Raw genomic sequence first — 17035 nt, forward strand, 5'->3', positions numbered from 1 at the left:
AAATATGGACGAGAATTTCTATCAGAGTGCTGTACGGAAGGCTGTTTCAAAAGGTGCTAAGCTGCTTGAACAGATCGAAAAGGGTGATATTTCTCAGGTTCGCTGCGATATGAGCGGAAAATACGATGGCGGCGGAATTTACGATATAAACGGCAAAAATCGTTTGCTGCTTGCTCGCTTCCTCATGTGGCAGGACAGGCTGCCCGATAATGCAGAGGAACTGCTTTCTATGCTTATGGAGGAGGAAATATCTGCCCTCAGACAGGATTCTTTTCAGGGCTTCGGGTATGGGCTTATGATACTCACTGCTTTACTGAACCGCTATAATCATAATGGGAAATATCAGGGGTTGTTTTATCGGGCTAAGGACGCTAATTTTGACACCGCCTGCGGTTATGACCCAAATGAATGCGAAAAGCTCCTGTCGGAAAAGATAGATGATCTGTCTCCCGCTGACTGCATTTATATGCTTATCGATCTGGAGCTTTATGATGAAGCGGCTAAGCTTGCGGAAAAATATGCGGAGGATAATCCGCCGGAAAATGAAGCCGATTACCAAATGCTGATATACATTAACAATTATACGGGAAGAAAACAGTATAACCTTCCATATTACGAGGCTGTGGCGGACATTGAGCTTGAACGTGAGAATCCTTCGAAAGTTTCCTTGGCGCTCGGTAATCTTATCAGAGCATACATTGAGCTCGGAGAATATGACAAGGCATATATTGCTATTGGCAGGGCAAGGGAATTTATTTTTAAGGTCTCCGAATGGAACAAGTGCGGACCGGGAAGAAATTATTTTGAATATGCCGCAGAGCTTGTTTGCAGAATGCCCGAAAAAGCCGTAAGCATATGGGAAGAATGGCGGTATTTTTCGGTGAAATTCCCCGATGATATGAGCATGGATTGTCTGAAAAAGCATATCAGCGCCGCAGAAGCTGTGGGCGACGCCGAAGCTGCCGATATTTTCCGAAAGGCTCTTGACAGAAAAATGGATAAACTATCTAAGAACCTGTCTTCACAAGAAATGTGTGCGGATCTTCGAGCATAATTTTGTCTAAGACAAGGCAAAGATCCGCAGGCGGGCTTGCCGCCCGGCAAGGGAGTGTTGCCTTTCAGGCAACCAGACGACGAATGGGCTTATTCTAGCCGAGGATTTGTCTATAGGTTGATTGAGAATTAGTATAAAATAAAGGAGGAAAATTTATGATACTTGAAAACGAAAAAATCGACATCTGCCGCGACTGCGACTTCTCCTATTCAAACATAACAGGCTCGGATTTTACCGCGGTTTCCGCTATGGACTGCGATTTTTCCGAGATAACAGTGAGCGGCTGCAATATGATCTCCGCTCATATGGAAAATGTTATGCTGGAGGACGCTGCTATTGAGAATGGAAATATGGCAAACTCGTCCTTTAACGACATTTCCCTGTCGGGACTCAGAATGGTGAATGGTGACATTCAGAGAGGAAAGCTTGAAAGCGTTGATATGAACGGAATTTCTGTCAAGGGCTGCGACCTGTCGGGTGCTGTTCTCGAAAACTGCAACCTCGAGGGGCTTGCTATCAGCTCATGTCAGATATCGGGTATGAGCATTGACGGTATTCCCGTTAAGGAGCTGCTGGAAAAATATTACAGATAACTTGGGAGGACGGCTATGGAGCACCGGGCTGTTTCTGAGGAGATAAGGAAGCTTTACGACCCCTGCCGCACCGTTATTATCGGGATAGACGGGCTGGGCGGCGCAGGGAAAAGCACCGTTTCCGAATGCATTAAAAAGACTTTTGCAAAGACGGATATTCAAATCACGATCCTGCATATTGATGATTTTATCCAACCCAGGGCTGTGAGATACAGCGACAAGGCGGAGGAATGGGAATGTTACTATAATTTGCAGTGGCGGTATGATTATCTTATAGACGAAATAATCAAGCCAATACGGAGCGGTGAGCCTTTTCATAAAAAAATCGAGCTTTATGACAAGGACAATGACTGCTATATTCTTTCCGACACGGATATACCTGTGGGAAGTGTTGTAATAATTGAAGGCATTTTCTTACAGAGAGAAGAGCTTAGGGACCTGTTCGACTTTATGATATACATTGATGTGCCCGAGGAAACACGCCTTAAACGTGTGCTTGAAAGGGACGGTTATATCGGCGATAAGGAGCAGATAGCCGCTAAATATAATTCCCGTTATTTTCCTGCCGAACGGTATTACTGCGAGCACTGCTCCCCTGCGGAGAATGCTCAGCTTGTTACCCGATAAGTGCGCACATATGCTTGACAAACAGGTCTGTGAATGTTAAAATAGAATAAAGTCACACTTTTATTTTAAGGAGTTTTATAAATGAGCGTTAAATTCCATCTCCCCGATTTCTGGTCCCATGGTCCTCTTAATCTTGCTCTTATCGATATGATAAAAAGTAACCCCGAGTATTTCTATGACGGCGTGGAGATCGCCTCGGTTTACGGCTGTTTCCCTCCTGCCATATGGAACGGGGGAAGAAATATCAACGGGTATGCAAACGAAGATGTTATAAAAAAGGTTCTTGACGAGTTCAATTCCCGCGGTATCCCCTGCCGCTTTACATTCACAAATCCTCATCTCACCGAGGAGCATATGAGCGATAAATTCTGCAACCGCCTTATGGAGCTGGCGGACAACGGGCTTAACGAGGCTATCGTCAATACTCAGGTGGTGGAGGACCATATCAGGAAAAATTATCCCAAGTACAAGATAACCTCCTCCACCTGCAAGCAGATAAGGGATATGGACAAGCTTATCGCAGAGCTTGAAAAGGACTACAGCCTTGTTGTTCTCGACTACAACTGGAACAACAACATGGAGGCTCTGGCGGAGATACCCGAGAAGTACCGCGGCAGGCTTGAGGTGCTTGTATGCCCCTACTGCTTCCCCAACTGTCAGCGCAGGGGCGAGCATTACAGCTTCCTCGGCAAGCAGCAGATTGAGCGCTCCACCATCAATGCTTTTCAGGGTATGGGCGGTATGAGGCTGAACGTTCAGCAGGAAAAGCCCTTCCTTTGTGAGGCTATAAACAAGAATTTCCTGGAAACTACCGAATTTTCCACCCACGTTACTCCCGATACTCTGTATAATAAATATGTTCCCCTGGGATATGAGCAGTTCAAGATAGAGGGCAGGACCATTCACCCTCTGAACGTTATCGAGAGCTATGTTTATTATATGGTAAAGCCCGAGCACAAGGATATGGTAAGGCTGAAGCTGAGTCTCAGCGTTTTTCAGCCGAGAATGTGATAATACCAAACGAGATACCGCAGATAACGCATTTTTATCTGCGGTATTTTTATAATCTATTTTGTATTTCAAATAAAAATTATCGTTTTTCAGTAAAAAAGTATTGACAAACACATTTTGGTGTGATATAATGCAGATAGTGGAGATAATACTTATTCTGAAAGGCGGTTTTACAAATGACAAAAAATAACAGATCCATAAGACTGACGGGTATACTCATAAAAACAGCGATAGTTCTGTGCTTTGCGGCGCTGTTTATCATGCCCTATGCGGCACAGGTCTACAAGCAGGTATCCCTTATGCAGGACGACGTTACCGTTCCCCTGCTTATCACCTTCTACTCCTGCGCTGCGGTGGGATTTGTGATACTCTTCCTCCTTGACAGGCTGGTCGCAAACATAAGCAAGGGCGAGGTTTTCGTAAATGACAACATCAAACTTCTGCGAATATTGTCCTACTGCTGCTTTATCATTTCCGTTATCACTCTGATATTCGCACGTTTCAGGATAATTGTTTTCGTTATCACCTTTGCTGCGGCGTTCTTCGGGCTTATTCTTCGGGTGATCAAGAACTGCTTTGAGGAAGCTGTGAGACTTCGTGAAGAAAACGACTTTACTATATAAGCCGAGGTGATAGAATATGGCAATAATTGTTAATCTTGATGTTGTTATGGCAAAAAGAAAGATAGGCTCGGGTGAGCTTGCGGAGAAGATAGGCATTACTCAGGCTAATCTTTCCATTCTGAAAACAGGCAAGGCTAAGGCTGTCCGTTTTTCTACGCTGGAAAAGCTCTGCGACGTTCTGGACTGCCAGCCGGGAGATATCCTTGAGTTTTCAAGAGAGGAGGGCGGGAATGATGAATGACGCAGGTCTTATGCCTATGGAAGCACCCATCGGAAGGAGCGATGAAGCCGTTTTTTCCAAAAGGGAGAAGTTCTTTTCCTTCGGGGCGGCGGTGCTGGGATCTGTTTTTGTAAAGTGCTTTGCGGCTCCATTTATGATAAACGCACGAATGGGGCTGGGGGCGGCGGTCTTTCTGATACTTGCCCTTGTTTTTGCTCTGACCTTTAAAAAGGGCAGAAAAATAACGCCCTCAAAGGCGCTTCGCATTGTTTTATGCGTTCTGTTTTCCGCAAATATTTTCATAAGCGCAAATCTGCTCATACAGTCCCTTGGCTTTATTTTCGCGGCTATGATACTTGTTTATGACTGCCTGGCAGACAGTGATGAGAGGTTTGACAGGATAAGGAAGCTTTTCCCTGCGGATATTTTTGCGGCGGCTTTTCGCCCCCTTTCGGATATGGGTGCCTGCCCCGGGGCTATGAAGTCTGCGGCGGATAAAAACAAAGCGGGAAAGGCAGTCAAAAACGCGCTTTTGGGTCTTGCGATAGCCCTGCCCTCCACCATGATCGTGGGTATCCTGCTTATGAGCGCTGACAGCGGCTTTGCGGATATCCTGAGTTCCATTACGGACGGCGGGCTAAGGTCTGTGATGATATTTGCCGTTCAGACGGTCATCGGGCTTCCTGTGGGCTTTTACATCTTCGCTATGTGCCACGCGCCCGGTGACTGTGACGAAAGCAGCGATGAATACTGCCTTCAAAGGATAGCGGCGGTGAGATTTGTTCCATCGGGTGCGGCGGCTTTCTCGGCGGTGCCTCTCTGCGTAATGTATGTCATATTTTTCTTTTCGCAGATATCTTATTTCCTGTCCTCATTCGCTTCAAGGCTGCCCTCGGATATGGAAAGCTATTCGGAATATGCAAGGCGGGGATTTTTCGAGCTGTGCATTGTTGCGCTTATAAATTTAGCTGTGATAATCGGCATAAACCTTTTCTCCAAATACGGTGAGGACGGAAAAAAGTCTGAATTTCTGAAAATAATGACCGTCACGCTCTGTATATTTACAATTCTCCTCATTGTCACAGCCGTAAGCAAAATGGGTATGTATATAAGCGTTTACGGGCTTACAAGGCTGAGATTTTACACCACCTGGTTTATGCTTCTGCTGGGTGTGCTGTTTATCGGGATAATAATTTCGGTAGTCTGCGGAAGATTTAATCTGTCAAAGTTCGCTGTGACTGCATTTACCGTAATGTTTGCCGTTCTGAGCTTCTCAAACGCCGACAGGCTCATTGCAGAATACAACATCGGCAGATATCTGGACGGCACCCTCCCTTCGGCTGACATAACAATGTTTCGTGAGCTTTCCGCTGACGCTGTTCCTGCGGCGGAGAAGCTTAGAGGACACATTTCCCCAAAGGAGGAAGAAGTGCTTGACGAGATACTTGAAAGCAAGTCACGGGAATTTCACAATGCGGATATCCGCACAGTTACCGTAAGCGAGCTGACGGCGGAGAGGGTCTCAGATGAAAGGCAGTAAGATACTTATCTGCGGTGCGGCGCTCATAATAATGCACTACATTGATTTTATGCTGTTTGACAAGGGTTTCCCCGGTGCTCTTCTCGTCACCGCCGCCGCAGGAGCTGTCTGCGGCGGTGTATGCGGAGAAAGTAAATTTATAGGCACGGCTGTGAATACGGTGCTTACGCTTGTGCTGTATGCGGCACTGATATTTATGACGGGGCGGCTCAATATTTACGAACAGATAATGTTTCCTCACGGAATGACCGAGGAAAACTATCTGAGCGCTTCAAATCAAGCTGCGGCAGGGCTTATAATAATGCTTATTTTTGCGGTGACTGTTGGGTCAGTTATTTTGGGGGCGGCTGTGTCCGGCGAAATAAGGAACATAAACGAACAAAAATAAATACCGCACAAAGCCTGCAAGCAAGCGGGCTTTGTGCGGTATTGGTTATATATATTCCCATATAATACATATGCTGCTGTTATCATCATCACCGAGAAATGATATAATATAAATCATATCGGATTCAACATATCGTGCCATAATTCCACCGCTTTCACTCTTTCGGAAATCTTTAAAAACAGAAAATATCTCATCGGGAATAGCTAAAGAAACGCCCTCAATTTTTATATACTTACTACTGCCATTACCTCCGACCAATACATCCGTTATCATTTCATCATCATTGCGGTAACTTCCCGAAACTGCCATAACATTTTTATACCAAATCTGAAAGAAAGATGTACCATCACCCCTATCTATAATAGGTTCAGGGGCACTAAAATCCTCACTAAGTGCAAGGATATCACTCACCTTGCAGGGCAGGGTAAGCTGATAGCCGTCTATCGTTACCATTTTGCTTATCCGCTCCCCCGACCAGCCCTCTGGAAAAGGTGGAATTATGTCACCGGTTTTATTGTTTATCAAATAGAGATCACCGTTTTCGTCATATTCCCTGCTGTATTTCGGTTCAGCTTCTACTGTATTTTCCTCAGAAACCGCAGATTGAACGGTCGTTTCTTCAATACTCACCTGCTTCGACGGCGCGACGCACCCAGCCAAGCTGCACATAAGAACAAATGCCGCAAGCGCGGATAAAAATCTTTTTTGTTTCATAAAGATCTCCCCCCGTTTATTATGTTTTTGAAATCAAAGAAAAAATATTGTCGTAAATAACAAGTAATATCAGAGATGAAATCTCCGCTCAAACTCGTCCTTTGTGGTCTTTCCGCGGAAAAGGAACAGCGCCGCCATAAGCATTACGCTGAGACAGGTGCATATGACCGTGGGATAGGTTATCCTTGTAAGCCCTGCTATAAGGCAGATAAGGGGCAGGAAGCCGTAAAATCCCCCGATTATCAGATAGAGCATATACTCTCCCGACTTCATTTTCAGCACCTTTGCGATTATGAAAATGGATATCACGGCGCATATGCTGGCGCAGGGAAGGACAAAATCCACCGACCAGCCCCGCCAGCCCGTAAATCTGTCCCAGATGACGGACAGGGAGGTTATGAGGATAAGCTCCCAGGTGATGTTTTTGAGTATCCTGCGGCGGTAGGTTATGCCCACAGAGGTGGTGAGCCAGGCGCAGATTATGCCGCCTATGCAGATAAGCGACCAGGTTATCCCTCCGGAGATGATATAATCCGTGCCAACACATATCGCCGCTGCGGATATGGAAATAAAGGCTATAAGCTTTAAGAGAAAGTCGCTTCCGAAGCGGCTTTCAGTTATTTTAGGATACATCTCGGGCTCGGGTGTGCCCGTAAGCTCTCCCTGACAGAGGGGACAGCGGTCCTTGTCGCCGTCAACGTTTAATCTGCATTTTCTGCACTGCTGCATTCTTCGCTCACCTCCCGGACCGGTCTTTCGGCATATGAATCGTTGCTCCTTATCGTAACGTCTATGCCCTGGGACGTGAGCGCGCGGAAGAAGCTGCGCTGAACGTCGGTGGAGGCATAGCTTGAGGTTATTCCCATTTGCAGGACATCGTTATAGGAGCAGATATTGAGCTGGATATTTCCCGTGCTCACAAATACGGAAAAGCTTCTGATAAGCCCGTCAAACTGCTTGGGCATTTTTATCCTGCCCACGTTTGAGATCACCGAAGTTTCGCTTCTCACGCTGATATGACGGGCAATGCGCAGGACTTTGTTTTTTAAGGGCAGAGGCGCGATACGTACAAAGGGGTTATGCTCAAGGGCGGCAAGGCTGTTCATTCTCACTGCAAGCTTATCCTTTGTGAGCTGCTCCTTGAACATCTCGCTCACGCAGGCTATAATGTCCTCAAGGGAGCCGTCCTGCTTTGCAAAGCTGTACCTTACGGATATCATTCCGAAAAAATTCTTGGCTGTTTCCGAGGGAAAATACTGCCTGAGATTTACGGGGATATTTATTACCACAGGCTTTTTTTTGCTCTGTACGGACATTTCCATACTGAGCGCCTTGATATAAAGGGCGGTGAGGAATACGGTCAGAGTTGTATTATATTTATGTGCCGCTTCTATCACGCTCTGAACCGAAGCGAAGCCCTCAATTGCCGAAAGCCTGTTATTTTCAAGTCTTTCCGACCTGAGACGGAATGCCTTTATCATTTTTGCCTTTGGCTTTTTGATAGTCTTGTCGTAATATTTTGAAAAGCTGTCCGCATTTTTCTGGGAAAATGAGGCGTCATTGTCCAGCACGGGAAGCTCGTCATCAAAAAGCTCCGCATAACGGTAGATGATATATCTGTAGACTATGGTTTTAAGGAGCATCAGTGCGCCTGTGCCGTCGGCAAGGACATGAAAGACCTCAAGGTTTATCCTGCTGCGGTGATATGTCACCCGATAAAGCAGGGAACGGACGTCCTCCTCGTATATCGCTGCGCAGACGGGAGAATTTTCCTCGGTTACAACGGGCTTTAGATCGCAGTTTTCCAGGTAATACCAGAACAGTCCCTTTTTCATTATCATATTGAAATTGGGATAGCCCTCCACCGCTCTTTCGGTGGCTTTCTGCAAAAGCTCGGGGTCTATCTCATCGTTTAGTTCGCAGGAAAATCTGAATACTCGTGTATCGGATTTTTCCACGGTAGACGGAAATATCTTGGCGGCATTGTCAAGACGGCTCCAGGAGGTATGTTTTTCACGTTTCATCATAAACTTCCTCCTCTCTTCTTAATCTGTAAGGCGCAGAAAATACATTATCATACTTACTGCCTTGCGCGCGTGAGGATTAAACTGCAGGTCGGAAGCGAAAAAGCCGTGATACGCCCTTTTTATGCGAAATGCCATCACTCTTGCACCGCTTTTGTAAAGCCTTTTTGCAAATGCCTCTCCCTCGTCGCGAAGGGGACATCTTTCGGCGGTTATAACCAGCGTATCGGGCATTCCTTTAAGGCTTTTCGCCTTGAGAGGAGCTACATAAGGGTCATTTTTCTCCTCGGGGCAGTTCACATACAGCTCAAAATATCCTCTCATACGCTCGGCGGTGAGGATACAGCCCTCGCCGTTTTCGCGGAAGGACGCATAGGGCGAATCCTCTCCGAACTCGCAGTCGGCGGCGGGATAAATAAGTATCTGCCTGCGTATCCTGAACTCTCCCCTGTCACGGGCTTTGAGTGAAACGGCGGCGGCAAGATTTCCTCCTGCGCTGTCTCCGATAAGGATAATATCGTTGGGAGACACGCCCCTTCTTACGGCATATCTGTAAACCCGTCGGGCGGCTTCATAGCAGTCATTCAGCCCTGCGGGATATTTATTCTCGGGAGCAAGGCGGTAATTCACCGAGACCACATAGCTGCCCGTTATGCGCGAAAGCTGCTTGCACACCTTATGATATCTGTCGATATCGTCGATGACCCAGCCTCCCCCATGAAAGAATATAAGCACTCTCTTTTTGGGGCTGAGCACAGAGGGGGGATATACACGGACAGGTATGGCTCTGCCGTCACGGCAGGTGATATCCCTGTCGTAATGACCGTCCTTGGCGGTGGCGGCGGTGCGTACAAGCAGGTGGATAAGCTCCCTGTGCAGGCGGTAGACCTTCCGTATATCGGGGGGAGTTATTTTGCTTATTATATGGTCAAAAAAGCTGCTCATTTTTCTTCATTGCCTTTCAGATTTTCTATACTTCTATTATACTATAAATCTTCCGTAAGGTCAATCGTATTATGCAAACTACTGCGTTTATGACGAAAATTTACATATTTACACAGGGGTAAAAAATTCCGCCGAATGATTTTTCAGACGGCGGATAAGGAATATCATATTTTCTCAGCCTCGGCTCTGATATGGTAAAACATTTGAAAAACATCTCCATCATCGGAAATAGTATTTTTCATTGCTCTTAATCTTCTCTTGCCCACACGGCGGTCGAGAACAGCAAATATCCTTACAAGCATATTTTCGCTTTGGAGACTTTTTTCTATACTCTGATTATCAAATTCATAAAAAGCGTTATATAAACACCTCTGGTCGAACATACCGTATTTTATTGCCGTATCGTCCATAAATGGAAACTCGACAGACAGCCTTTTCTCCAAAGTCTCGTCCTTTGGCAGCAAGCCTGCATTGCTCCACTGCTCATAGTAGCTTCCCGATATGATCTCCCTGCCGTCAAGATAAATTGCCGCTCTGCCCTCGTGGTCGGGACATTTACTGTATGACGCTGCAAAATATCGGATATGCCCTCTCAGGGAATAAGCAAGATATTCATTTTCAAGCTTGTGTCTTATACTTGTCCAGGTTTTCATATAAATATTTCGCCCCTTTTATTTTGCGGTAAAATGCATAAGAAGTCACACATCAGCAAAGCTCACCAAATCACTTATTATTTTTTTGAAGATAACAGACAATGAATCCTTAATATCTGTTACCGTCTCATCACTTATATATCCCTGAGATACATTTTTTCCATAGCTTCTTACTCTTGCCAAAGAATCATTATTGTAAATACACTCGACCGTATATATTGAAACCGGCATAGTTAATAAACTGTCATCTTCCATACATTTCTTTATGTAGTGATCATACATAAACATTTCTTTGTCAGTTTCATCTGTAACAGTCCTGTTATTTGCTGTATAAACCACGCTCAGCTTATCCCGGTCATCATATGTAAACTCAGAATGATCCATCGTAAATCCATAATATGAACTGTATTGGCACCGGCTGTATAAAATGGGCTTTTTGTCCTTGTATTCGGTTATCTGCACCTTCTGCAAAAAGCCGTTTTTATCGAAACTGAGCACACAGATATTCTCACCGTCACGAACAATGATGTCGGTAAAGGCTCTTCTTTTGTTTTCAATATCACAGCTCATTATCAGCTTTCCGTTCACATTATAATAATGCTCCGAACGATTTTTTGAACTGCCGTCTTTTTCCTCACTGAGAACAGTGTACTTGAAGCTTCTGCTGCCCAGTATGTCTGCGATATCAAATTGAACGGGTCTTTTGCCCAATGAAGAATATAGAGTCTGAGATGCATTATCTTTGCAGATCTTATACAGCTCATCATATTCATTATGATACTTCAGATAATTCTCTAAAAAAGTTTTACGGGCGGCTTTCAGATCGTCAATTGTCATCATTGCTTTTTTCATTCCTTTTGTTACATAAATGCACTTTCAGACTTGATATTCCCCCATATATTGTTATTTGGTATCAATAGAACATACTGATACCAAATTACAAACACAGATTTAGAATAAACGTTATTATGTTTTCAAACTTGATTTTCAGCTATTACCCTTTTCGTCTCTGCCCGACAAGATAAGCTATCAAATTCACAAGTATCAGCAGACAGGCAGTGCTTGCCGCCACAAGATACTGAACAGAGTCGAGTGCCGCAGACTTAACTATAAGTCCGAAGCCTGCCGCAGCCGCAGCGGAAGCGACCGAGCCGAGGAGCTCCGATGATATCTGTGATACGGAAGAAAATCCCCGCACAAGAGCAAACACTCCCGAAATTACGGCTATCATCAAAGCACAGGCAAGGAAAACGCCGTTAAACAGCATCATACTTTCATCGCCCGACTGAGGGATACTGAATATTTCCACGCTTTCCGAAACGACCTCGTCATAGTCATATTCAAGCTTTGGTGTATAATCGGTGTAAACACTTCTGAACGGAAAGGAAAAGATAAAGAAAAATACGATAAGGATATAGGCAAAAATATTTAAAGCGCAGAGATTTTTGCTTTTTTTGGAAAACAGCGGTATCTTTTCATCCGATAGCTTGTCCTCTCCGCCATTGGGGCAGCTGCCGGAAAGTCCCACCGCAAGCATACACAGAAATGCGGTCTGAGCGCAGCAGAACACCGGTCCCGCGCCGCTCAGTGCGGACATAACTATAGTCATCGATATCACTACCGCCGCAGCAACTCTCACGCAGGACATTTTGCCGAGTCTCCTCATAAGCTCGGGGCTGTTTGACGCTCTGCAGGTCTTTTTAAGAAGCTCGCTACCCCCTGCACCCGTTGTCCGTCCCGCAATTATGTACAAGGAATATCTGAGAGAGGGTCTCGAGGTCGTAACGGATATCATTGAGCCTGTACAAAGCGCACAGGCAAGGGTCTCAAGAAGGGGAACGGCAATATTATCCGAGTCAAAAACTCCCCCGTCCGCTATGAAAAGCCTTGAGAGGACCACCGATATGCCTGCAAGCGCGCCCAGAGAGCTGCCGAGGCTGTTAAGGTCGCCCAGACTTCCCGACAGTCTTGGGTCAACGCTCTTTTGGTTATCGAGCATCATTTTTCTGCTTATCCCGTATTTTCTCAGGGCAAAAGACTGTATCAGCCACATTGCAAGACAGATGAGCGCCGCAGCGGACACCTCGGTAATGCAGAAAAGGCTGTCCGAGCCCAGGGGAAGTGCTGCCGCCGCCAGTGCAGCGGATATCAGGGAAATTACAACATACTTATTGCAGAAGGCTCCCCCAACCGCAGCCAATACCGAAACGGAGCCTGCGCTCTGAGTATTATCCTGCGCCTGCTTCGCTGAATTTGTCATAAAATCATCTCACTATAAAAAAATAGCACATAAAATTTTAACTATGCTTAATAATTATATCACAAAAGCTATTTTTTGTCAATGGTTTTTATTATTTTGAAGTAAAAGAACTCTACCGCAAAAAAGCGAAACTCAATTCTTAAATTTCTGTAAACGCTATTGCATTTTTGGGAAAATGCGGTATAATTAAAGATGTATTACTATTTTTTCAAAAGAAAGGAATAACCAAAATATGTCAAATATTTATTTTATGCTTGCCAATACCGCAACCGCCACTGCAGATGAAGCTGCAATGACAGGTCAGCTCATATCCTCTGTGGGTATGCTCATTGTGGTAATGGTCATTTTCTATTTTATGCTTATCCGTCCTCAGAACAAGAAGGAAAAAGAGCAGAAGAAAATGCGCGACAATATCCAGATAGGCGACGAGGTAACTACCATCGGCGGCATTGTGGGCATCGTTGTACGCAAGAATGACGATACTCAGACCGTTGTTATCGAAACAGGCGGCGACCGCAGCAAGATCAGAGTAAAGCTCTGGGCGATCTCCGAAAATCTCACTCAGCACGATGATGTTGAGGAGCTCGGCAAGAAAAAGTAAGCATATAAAAATTTGCGGGACTGACGAACAGTGTATCGTCAGTCCCGCTTTTTATGCAAAGTATCAGCCTTCCTTTTTTTCATCGGGCTCCTTTTCGGGCTCCTTCGGCGGCTCGTATTTTGCAAATATCATCTTTTCTTCCCCTATCTCCCCCTCAAGAGTATATGTGACCGTAAGCGTTACCCCGTTTTTATCGGCTGTTTTTTCTATATCTTTGTTCAGTATCTCCGCTCCCCCGTCAAGAAAGTTCTGCTCGTATTTTTCTATCCGCTCCATAATATTCTGCTCCGCCTGCTCTTCGGTAAGGGTCACGCTCTGAGCCTCCATAATGCGGTAATGCCCCGTTATACGGTAAACAGGCAGGGACAGTCCCAGAAATGTGAACTGCTCGTCTGTCTCGCTGTATTCGTAATCCCCCGAGGGAAGCTCCGCAGGACTGTATATAAGCTTGTGTCCGAATATTTTAAGAGCCTTTGCGCTTTTCTCCCCCACGCACACCTTTTCCTCCGTACAAAACCTTTCCGAAAATGTCATTTTCTCGGTGTATACCCCTGTTATCTCGCCTATGGAATGGACATAAAAGCTTCGCCCGTACTTGGTGTCCACAACGCCGCTGACCAGGATATCCCCCTTCCTGACCCCATCGCCAACCATCGGAATGAGCATTCCGCTGTACAGCCTGACCCCCGTTATCTGTGCATCATGAGCGGCTACAATGTTGCAGGGAGTATTTTTCCGCTCCATTTCGGGGGGATGGGTCATCTCGTTTATCTCCACAGTGACCCTGCTGCCGATATGCTTTATCCCCACCCAGTCAATGTCCTTGTCCATTGCGGCTACCTGCCTTTCCACGTGCCTTAAATTGACCGAGGAAATGCTGCTGCCGATGTATACTCCTGCGTCCTCAAGGTGGGATAATATCCGCTCGGCGGGGATAGTCTCGTTTCCACCCACCTCAATTATCATCACCCTGTCGCTGAGAAACGCAACCAGCCCCACAGACAGAAAAAAGCCTATAACAAGCCCGATCCGCCTTTTATATCCCCTTAGCTCCTTTGCCGCTCCCTTTTCATCTATCCTTTCACAGACAAGCTTATGTTTGTCCGCAAGTCTTTCCAGAGCGGCAAGATCCCCCGAGCCTACATATCCGTAAAGCTTCTCTCCCCTCACCGACAGCCCAAAAAACTTCAGAGGACTGTTTCTGAGGTCGTTTATGAATTTGACCAAGTCCCTTCCCTGCTCCGAATATATGCAGAAGCCCGTTCGGCTTCGGAGCCTGTATAGCCGCATTTTATTTCACTCCTCTTTTCAATGAAGCTCCACTCAATGAAGCTCCACCGAGGTAATTTTACCCCTGACTGCTATCCCCTCGGTATTGTAATCCGAAAGGAGAAGTCCCGAGCCCCATATCTCTATCACCATTCCCGAAAATGTTTTTACTTTCAGGTAAATGTCATTATACTCCATGATACGGCTGCAGTTTTCCACCTCAAGGTAGGTATTTCCGCAGATGACGATCTGGGAGCTTCGGGGTTTAAGCTCCATTCACACCCGCCCTTTCCGGGGAATATTTTTCCCTCCCCCGCATTATATATATTAAGCGCCTATGCGTTTTATGCAGACGGCAATTTGTGCAAAGGACGGTATAAGATGTGAAGGTCATCGATAATTTCAGAAGAATATGCCCCGCTGTTTTTGTATTTTTATCTGCCGCCGCACTGATATGGGCAGGACGCGAAGCTGCGCAGGAATGTGCAAAGGCGGCAGCGCTGTGCATTTCCACTCTCATTCCCTCGCTATACGCATTTACAGCCGCCTCAAAGCTGCTTATCGAAACGGATACCTATAAGCTTCTCGGGAGACCCTTTTCCCTTTTTTCAAGGTATATTCTCAGAATGCCCGAGGAGTTTTTCCCTGTCTTTGTCATAAGCCAGCTTGCGGGATATCCCATAGGTGCGGCGCTCATAAGCGGACTGCTTGAAAGCGGCAGGCTCACAAAGGCTCGGGCAGAGGAGTTTCTATGCTTCTGCATTGCCCCGGGGCCTGCGTATATTATGGCAATATCCTCCATAGCGGCTCCCGACAGCAAAGGAGCATGGATATCCGTAATGCTTGCCGTAACGGGGACAAACCTCCTTGCCGCTCTTTTGTCCGCCCCCTTCCGCCCCATCCCCGGGAAATCTACGGAAAAGGTCTCCCCAAGTCTTTCTGCGGAGCATATCACAGCCGCCGCACGCTCAGCCGCCGAAAGTATGACTATGATATGCGGCATGGTGCTTATTATGGCGGCTCTCATGGGGATTTTTTCCAAGGCAGGGCTGCTTTCGGGCATATCGGTGCTGATATCAAGGCTTACGGTAGTCCACCCCGCACAGGTCTATCCCTTTGTGCGGTCATTTTTCGAGATAAGCAATCTGAGCGGAGTTTTCGGTGACCCGACCCGTCTCCTGCCCCTCTCCGCCGCAATGCTCTCCTTCGGAGGACTGTGCGTTCATATGCAGATAAAGGCGGTGTGCAAAGGCTTCTCCCCCCTCAGAGCGCTGCTTTTGCGCATTCCCCTTTCCCTTGCCGCATTTCTCATATGCCAAAGGCTTATCCCGAAATTCTATACCGTCAGCGTTATTGCCGTAAGCGCACCCGTAAGTGAGGAAATCAAATTTAGTGATTTCTCACCAATGCTGTCAATAATTTTGTTGATTATGACGATTTTGATATTATCGCAAAAAAATATAGCCAAACCCGAAAAAATGTGATATAATATAAAAAAGATGTATCTTGCTACGCAGAAAGGAATGTTTATATGGCAAAGAAGAAATACTTCGGAAACGATATTGAGCCTCAGTGCCAGTACTGCGCTTTCGGAACAAGGGCTAAGGACGGCGGCAAGGTTCTCTGCGAAAAAAGAGGTCTTGTTAACGGAGACGCTTCCTGCAATAAATTTTCGTATTCTCCCTTAAAGAGGATACCTGTAAAGCAGCTCCATATCCCCGGCAACTTTGATGATGAGTAATTCTCTGAATACATAAGTGTCTCTATATGCCGACAGATCGTCGGCATATTTTTTCGGCTGAAAACTATATTTTAATGGTGGTCTTATGAAACGTGTAATTGACATTTTACTCCGCGGAGTGATGACAGGCTTTGCCATCGGCATCGGCGGAGCGGTCTATCTTTCCTGCGACAACAAATATATGGGCGCATTTCTTTTCGGAACGGGACTGTTCGTGATACTGTCCTTCGGCTTCAACCTTTTCACGGGCAAGGTGGGCTATGCAGTTGAAAACAAGCCCTCATACATAATCGACCTTATCCTGATATGGCTGGGAAATCTCATCGGAACTGCCGCAATGGGCGGAATGCTCCTGTGCACACGGATCGCCCCTGCAATAAGCGAAAAGGCGGCGCAGATATGCGATGTCAAGTTTAACGACGATCTGCTGAGCATTTTCATTCTCGCCATATTCTGCGGAATGCTGATGTTCATCGCCGCAGACGGATACAAGAAGATCGAGAACCCTGTGGGCAAAATGCTGGCGGTATTTCTCCCCGTCATGGCGTTTATCCTCAGCGGCTACGAGCACTGCGTTGCAAATATGTTTTATTTCACAATTGCAAAGGTATGGTCGGCAAATACACTTCTGTATCTTTTTGTAATGACTATGGGAAATGCTGTGGGCGGTATGTTTATACCCTTTGTGAGAAAGGCGTTTATTCAGCCCGAGGCAGGCTGAGCCTGCAGCCGCTCGTTCTATAGTTTTTAGGGGCGGCAGACAGGCGGCTCG

General features: G+C 46.1%; 21 protein-coding genes. 12 read left to right on the plus strand and 9 right to left on the minus strand.

Going from position 1 to position 17035, the window contains the following annotated elements:
• Positions 1-4: 4 nt before the first annotated feature.
• The 8 genes from ACI4J0_RS08300 to ACI4J0_RS08335 all read left to right on the plus strand — a co-directional run bounded on the left by ACI4J0_RS08300 (position 5) and on the right by ACI4J0_RS08335 (position 6056).
• Positions 5-1054 (plus strand): hypothetical protein, encoded by a 1050-nt coding sequence (locus ACI4J0_RS08300; RefSeq protein ID WP_439765345.1) that lies wholly within the window; start codon positions 5-7, stop codon positions 1052-1054.
• A 155-nt stretch (positions 1055-1209) separates the two neighbouring features.
• A complete protein-coding gene (locus tag ACI4J0_RS08305) occupies positions 1210-1647 on the plus strand; it encodes a pentapeptide repeat-containing protein (RefSeq protein WP_439765346.1) in 438 nt (145 codons plus the stop codon).
• A 15-nt stretch (positions 1648-1662) separates the two neighbouring features.
• On the plus strand, positions 1663-2274 hold the full coding sequence (locus ACI4J0_RS08310) for an AAA family ATPase (RefSeq protein WP_439765347.1): 612 nt from the start codon (positions 1663-1665) through the stop codon (positions 2272-2274).
• Positions 2275-2355: 81 nt separating this feature from the next.
• Positions 2356-3285 carry a hypothetical protein gene (locus tag ACI4J0_RS08315; RefSeq protein WP_439765348.1) on the plus strand — a complete coding sequence of 310 codons (930 nt, stop codon included), beginning with the start codon at positions 2356-2358 and terminating at the stop codon, positions 3283-3285.
• A gap of 176 nt (positions 3286-3461) precedes the next feature.
• Complete coding sequence (locus tag ACI4J0_RS08320; protein ID WP_439765349.1) at positions 3462-3908, plus strand: DUF2975 domain-containing protein; 447 nt, start codon at positions 3462-3464, stop codon at positions 3906-3908.
• A 16-nt stretch (positions 3909-3924) separates the two neighbouring features.
• Positions 3925-4149 (plus strand): helix-turn-helix domain-containing protein, encoded by a 225-nt coding sequence (locus tag ACI4J0_RS08325; protein WP_439765350.1) that lies wholly within the window; start codon positions 3925-3927, stop codon positions 4147-4149.
• Complete coding sequence (locus ACI4J0_RS08330; RefSeq protein ID WP_439765351.1) at positions 4139-5668, plus strand: DUF4153 domain-containing protein; 1530 nt, start codon at positions 4139-4141, stop codon at positions 5666-5668. Before ACI4J0_RS08325 ends, ACI4J0_RS08330 begins: the two co-directional genes overlap by 11 nt.
• The gene (locus ACI4J0_RS08335; protein ID WP_439765352.1) at positions 5655-6056 is read left to right on the plus strand and encodes a hypothetical protein; all 402 of its coding nucleotides are present in this window, start codon (positions 5655-5657) and stop codon (positions 6054-6056) included. The genes ACI4J0_RS08330 and ACI4J0_RS08335 overlap by 14 nt, the downstream gene beginning before the upstream one ends.
• A gap of 45 nt (positions 6057-6101) precedes the next feature.
• Here the strand turns inward: ACI4J0_RS08335 and ACI4J0_RS08340 are convergent, their stop codons facing one another.
• The 7 genes from ACI4J0_RS08340 to ACI4J0_RS08370 all read right to left on the minus strand — a co-directional run bounded on the left by ACI4J0_RS08340 (position 6102) and on the right by ACI4J0_RS08370 (position 12652).
• Positions 6102-6770, minus strand: a complete 669-nt coding sequence (locus ACI4J0_RS08340; protein ID WP_439765353.1) for a hypothetical protein — start codon at positions 6768-6770, stop codon at positions 6102-6104.
• Positions 6771-6839: 69 nt separating this feature from the next.
• On the minus strand, positions 6840-7499 hold the full coding sequence (locus ACI4J0_RS08345; protein WP_439765354.1) for a DUF6320 domain-containing protein: 660 nt from the start codon (positions 7497-7499) through the stop codon (positions 6840-6842).
• Positions 7472-8797, minus strand: a complete 1326-nt coding sequence (locus ACI4J0_RS08350) for a hypothetical protein (RefSeq protein WP_439765355.1) — start codon at positions 8795-8797, stop codon at positions 7472-7474. The genes ACI4J0_RS08345 and ACI4J0_RS08350 overlap by 28 nt, the downstream gene beginning before the upstream one ends.
• An 18-nt stretch (positions 8798-8815) precedes the next feature.
• The gene (locus ACI4J0_RS08355) at positions 8816-9739 is read right to left on the minus strand and encodes an alpha/beta hydrolase (protein ID WP_439765356.1); all 924 of its coding nucleotides are present in this window, start codon (positions 9737-9739) and stop codon (positions 8816-8818) included.
• Positions 9740-9903: 164 nt separating this feature from the next.
• Complete coding sequence (locus tag ACI4J0_RS08360; protein WP_439765357.1) at positions 9904-10392, minus strand: SF0329 family protein; 489 nt, start codon at positions 10390-10392, stop codon at positions 9904-9906.
• A gap of 45 nt (positions 10393-10437) precedes the next feature.
• Positions 10438-11244, minus strand: coding sequence for a hypothetical protein (locus ACI4J0_RS08365; protein WP_439765358.1), 807 nt, complete (start codon positions 11242-11244; stop codon positions 10438-10440).
• Between the two features lie 142 nt (positions 11245-11386).
• Positions 11387-12652, minus strand: a complete 1266-nt coding sequence (locus tag ACI4J0_RS08370; RefSeq protein WP_439765359.1) for a hypothetical protein — start codon at positions 12650-12652, stop codon at positions 11387-11389.
• 232 nt (positions 12653-12884) lie between these two features.
• On the opposite strand from ACI4J0_RS08370, the gene yajC reads away from it, so the two are divergent.
• Positions 12885-13253: a preprotein translocase subunit YajC gene (gene yajC, locus ACI4J0_RS08375; protein ID WP_439765360.1), complete on the plus strand. Its 369-nt coding sequence runs from the start codon at positions 12885-12887 to the stop codon at positions 13251-13253.
• A 63-nt stretch (positions 13254-13316) separates the two neighbouring features.
• Here yajC and ACI4J0_RS08380 read toward each other — a convergent pair whose 3' ends face one another.
• Together ACI4J0_RS08380 and ACI4J0_RS08385 are read right to left on the minus strand one after the other, a co-directional pair.
• The gene (locus ACI4J0_RS08380; RefSeq protein ID WP_439765361.1) at positions 13317-14543 is read right to left on the minus strand and encodes a sporulation protein YqfD; all 1227 of its coding nucleotides are present in this window, start codon (positions 14541-14543) and stop codon (positions 13317-13319) included.
• A 33-nt stretch (positions 14544-14576) separates the two neighbouring features.
• Positions 14577-14798 (minus strand): YabP/YqfC family sporulation protein, encoded by a 222-nt coding sequence (locus tag ACI4J0_RS08385; RefSeq protein WP_439765362.1) that lies wholly within the window; start codon positions 14796-14798, stop codon positions 14577-14579.
• 107 nt (positions 14799-14905) lie between these two features.
• Here ACI4J0_RS08385 and ACI4J0_RS08390 point away from each other — a divergent pair, with 107 nt between their 5' ends.
• The 3 genes from ACI4J0_RS08390 to ACI4J0_RS08400 all read left to right on the plus strand — a co-directional run bounded on the left by ACI4J0_RS08390 (position 14906) and on the right by ACI4J0_RS08400 (position 16984).
• Positions 14906-16006 (plus strand): hypothetical protein, encoded by a 1101-nt coding sequence (locus ACI4J0_RS08390; protein ID WP_439765363.1) that lies wholly within the window; start codon positions 14906-14908, stop codon positions 16004-16006.
• A 47-nt stretch (positions 16007-16053) separates the two neighbouring features.
• Positions 16054-16263: a hypothetical protein gene (locus tag ACI4J0_RS08395; protein ID WP_439765364.1), complete on the plus strand. Its 210-nt coding sequence runs from the start codon at positions 16054-16056 to the stop codon at positions 16261-16263.
• A gap of 85 nt (positions 16264-16348) precedes the next feature.
• Complete coding sequence (locus ACI4J0_RS08400; protein WP_439765365.1) at positions 16349-16984, plus strand: formate/nitrite transporter family protein; 636 nt, start codon at positions 16349-16351, stop codon at positions 16982-16984.
• Positions 16985-17035 lie beyond the last annotated feature (51 nt).

It is taken from the genome of Huintestinicola sp., from assembly GCF_051882455.1.
Taxonomy (GTDB): Bacteria; Bacillota; Clostridia; order Oscillospirales; family Ruminococcaceae; genus Huintestinicola.

Bases quoted from the DNA above. Each gene is read 5' to 3' on its own strand.
- ACI4J0_RS08360 (WP_439765357.1), bottom strand. From the start codon at position 10,392: ATGAAAACCTGGACAAGTATAAGACACAAGCTTGAAAATGAATATCTT.
- ACI4J0_RS08340 (WP_439765353.1), bottom strand. From the start codon at position 6,770: ATGAAACAAAAAAGATTTTTATCCGCGCTTGCGGCATTTGTTCTTATG.
- ACI4J0_RS08355 (WP_439765356.1), bottom strand. From the start codon at position 9,739: ATGAGCAGCTTTTTTGACCATATAATAAGCAAAATAACTCCCCCCGAT.
- yajC (WP_439765360.1), top strand. From the start codon at position 12,885: ATGTCAAATATTTATTTTATGCTTGCCAATACCGCAACCGCCACTGCA.
- ACI4J0_RS08300 (WP_439765345.1), top strand. From the start codon at position 5: ATGGACGAGAATTTCTATCAGAGTGCTGTACGGAAGGCTGTTTCAAAA.
- ACI4J0_RS08310 (WP_439765347.1), top strand. From the start codon at position 1,663: ATGGAGCACCGGGCTGTTTCTGAGGAGATAAGGAAGCTTTACGACCCC.
- ACI4J0_RS08400 (WP_439765365.1), top strand. From the start codon at position 16,349: ATGAAACGTGTAATTGACATTTTACTCCGCGGAGTGATGACAGGCTTT.
- ACI4J0_RS08330 (WP_439765351.1), top strand. From the start codon at position 4,139: ATGATGAATGACGCAGGTCTTATGCCTATGGAAGCACCCATCGGAAGG.
- ACI4J0_RS08350 (WP_439765355.1), bottom strand. From the start codon at position 8,797: ATGATGAAACGTGAAAAACATACCTCCTGGAGCCGTCTTGACAATGCC.
- ACI4J0_RS08370 (WP_439765359.1), bottom strand. From the start codon at position 12,652: ATGACAAATTCAGCGAAGCAGGCGCAGGATAATACTCAGAGCGCAGGC.
- ACI4J0_RS08305 (WP_439765346.1), top strand. From the start codon at position 1,210: ATGATACTTGAAAACGAAAAAATCGACATCTGCCGCGACTGCGACTTC.
- ACI4J0_RS08335 (WP_439765352.1), top strand. From the start codon at position 5,655: ATGAAAGGCAGTAAGATACTTATCTGCGGTGCGGCGCTCATAATAATG.
- ACI4J0_RS08315 (WP_439765348.1), top strand. From the start codon at position 2,356: ATGAGCGTTAAATTCCATCTCCCCGATTTCTGGTCCCATGGTCCTCTT.
- ACI4J0_RS08365 (WP_439765358.1), bottom strand. From the start codon at position 11,244: ATGAAAAAAGCAATGATGACAATTGACGATCTGAAAGCCGCCCGTAAA.
- ACI4J0_RS08345 (WP_439765354.1), bottom strand. From the start codon at position 7,499: ATGCAGCAGTGCAGAAAATGCAGATTAAACGTTGACGGCGACAAGGAC.
- ACI4J0_RS08395 (WP_439765364.1), top strand. From the start codon at position 16,054: ATGGCAAAGAAGAAATACTTCGGAAACGATATTGAGCCTCAGTGCCAG.
- ACI4J0_RS08380 (WP_439765361.1), bottom strand. From the start codon at position 14,543: ATGCGGCTATACAGGCTCCGAAGCCGAACGGGCTTCTGCATATATTCG.
- ACI4J0_RS08320 (WP_439765349.1), top strand. From the start codon at position 3,462: ATGACAAAAAATAACAGATCCATAAGACTGACGGGTATACTCATAAAA.
- ACI4J0_RS08325 (WP_439765350.1), top strand. From the start codon at position 3,925: ATGGCAATAATTGTTAATCTTGATGTTGTTATGGCAAAAAGAAAGATA.
- ACI4J0_RS08385 (WP_439765362.1), bottom strand. From the start codon at position 14,798: ATGGAGCTTAAACCCCGAAGCTCCCAGATCGTCATCTGCGGAAATACC.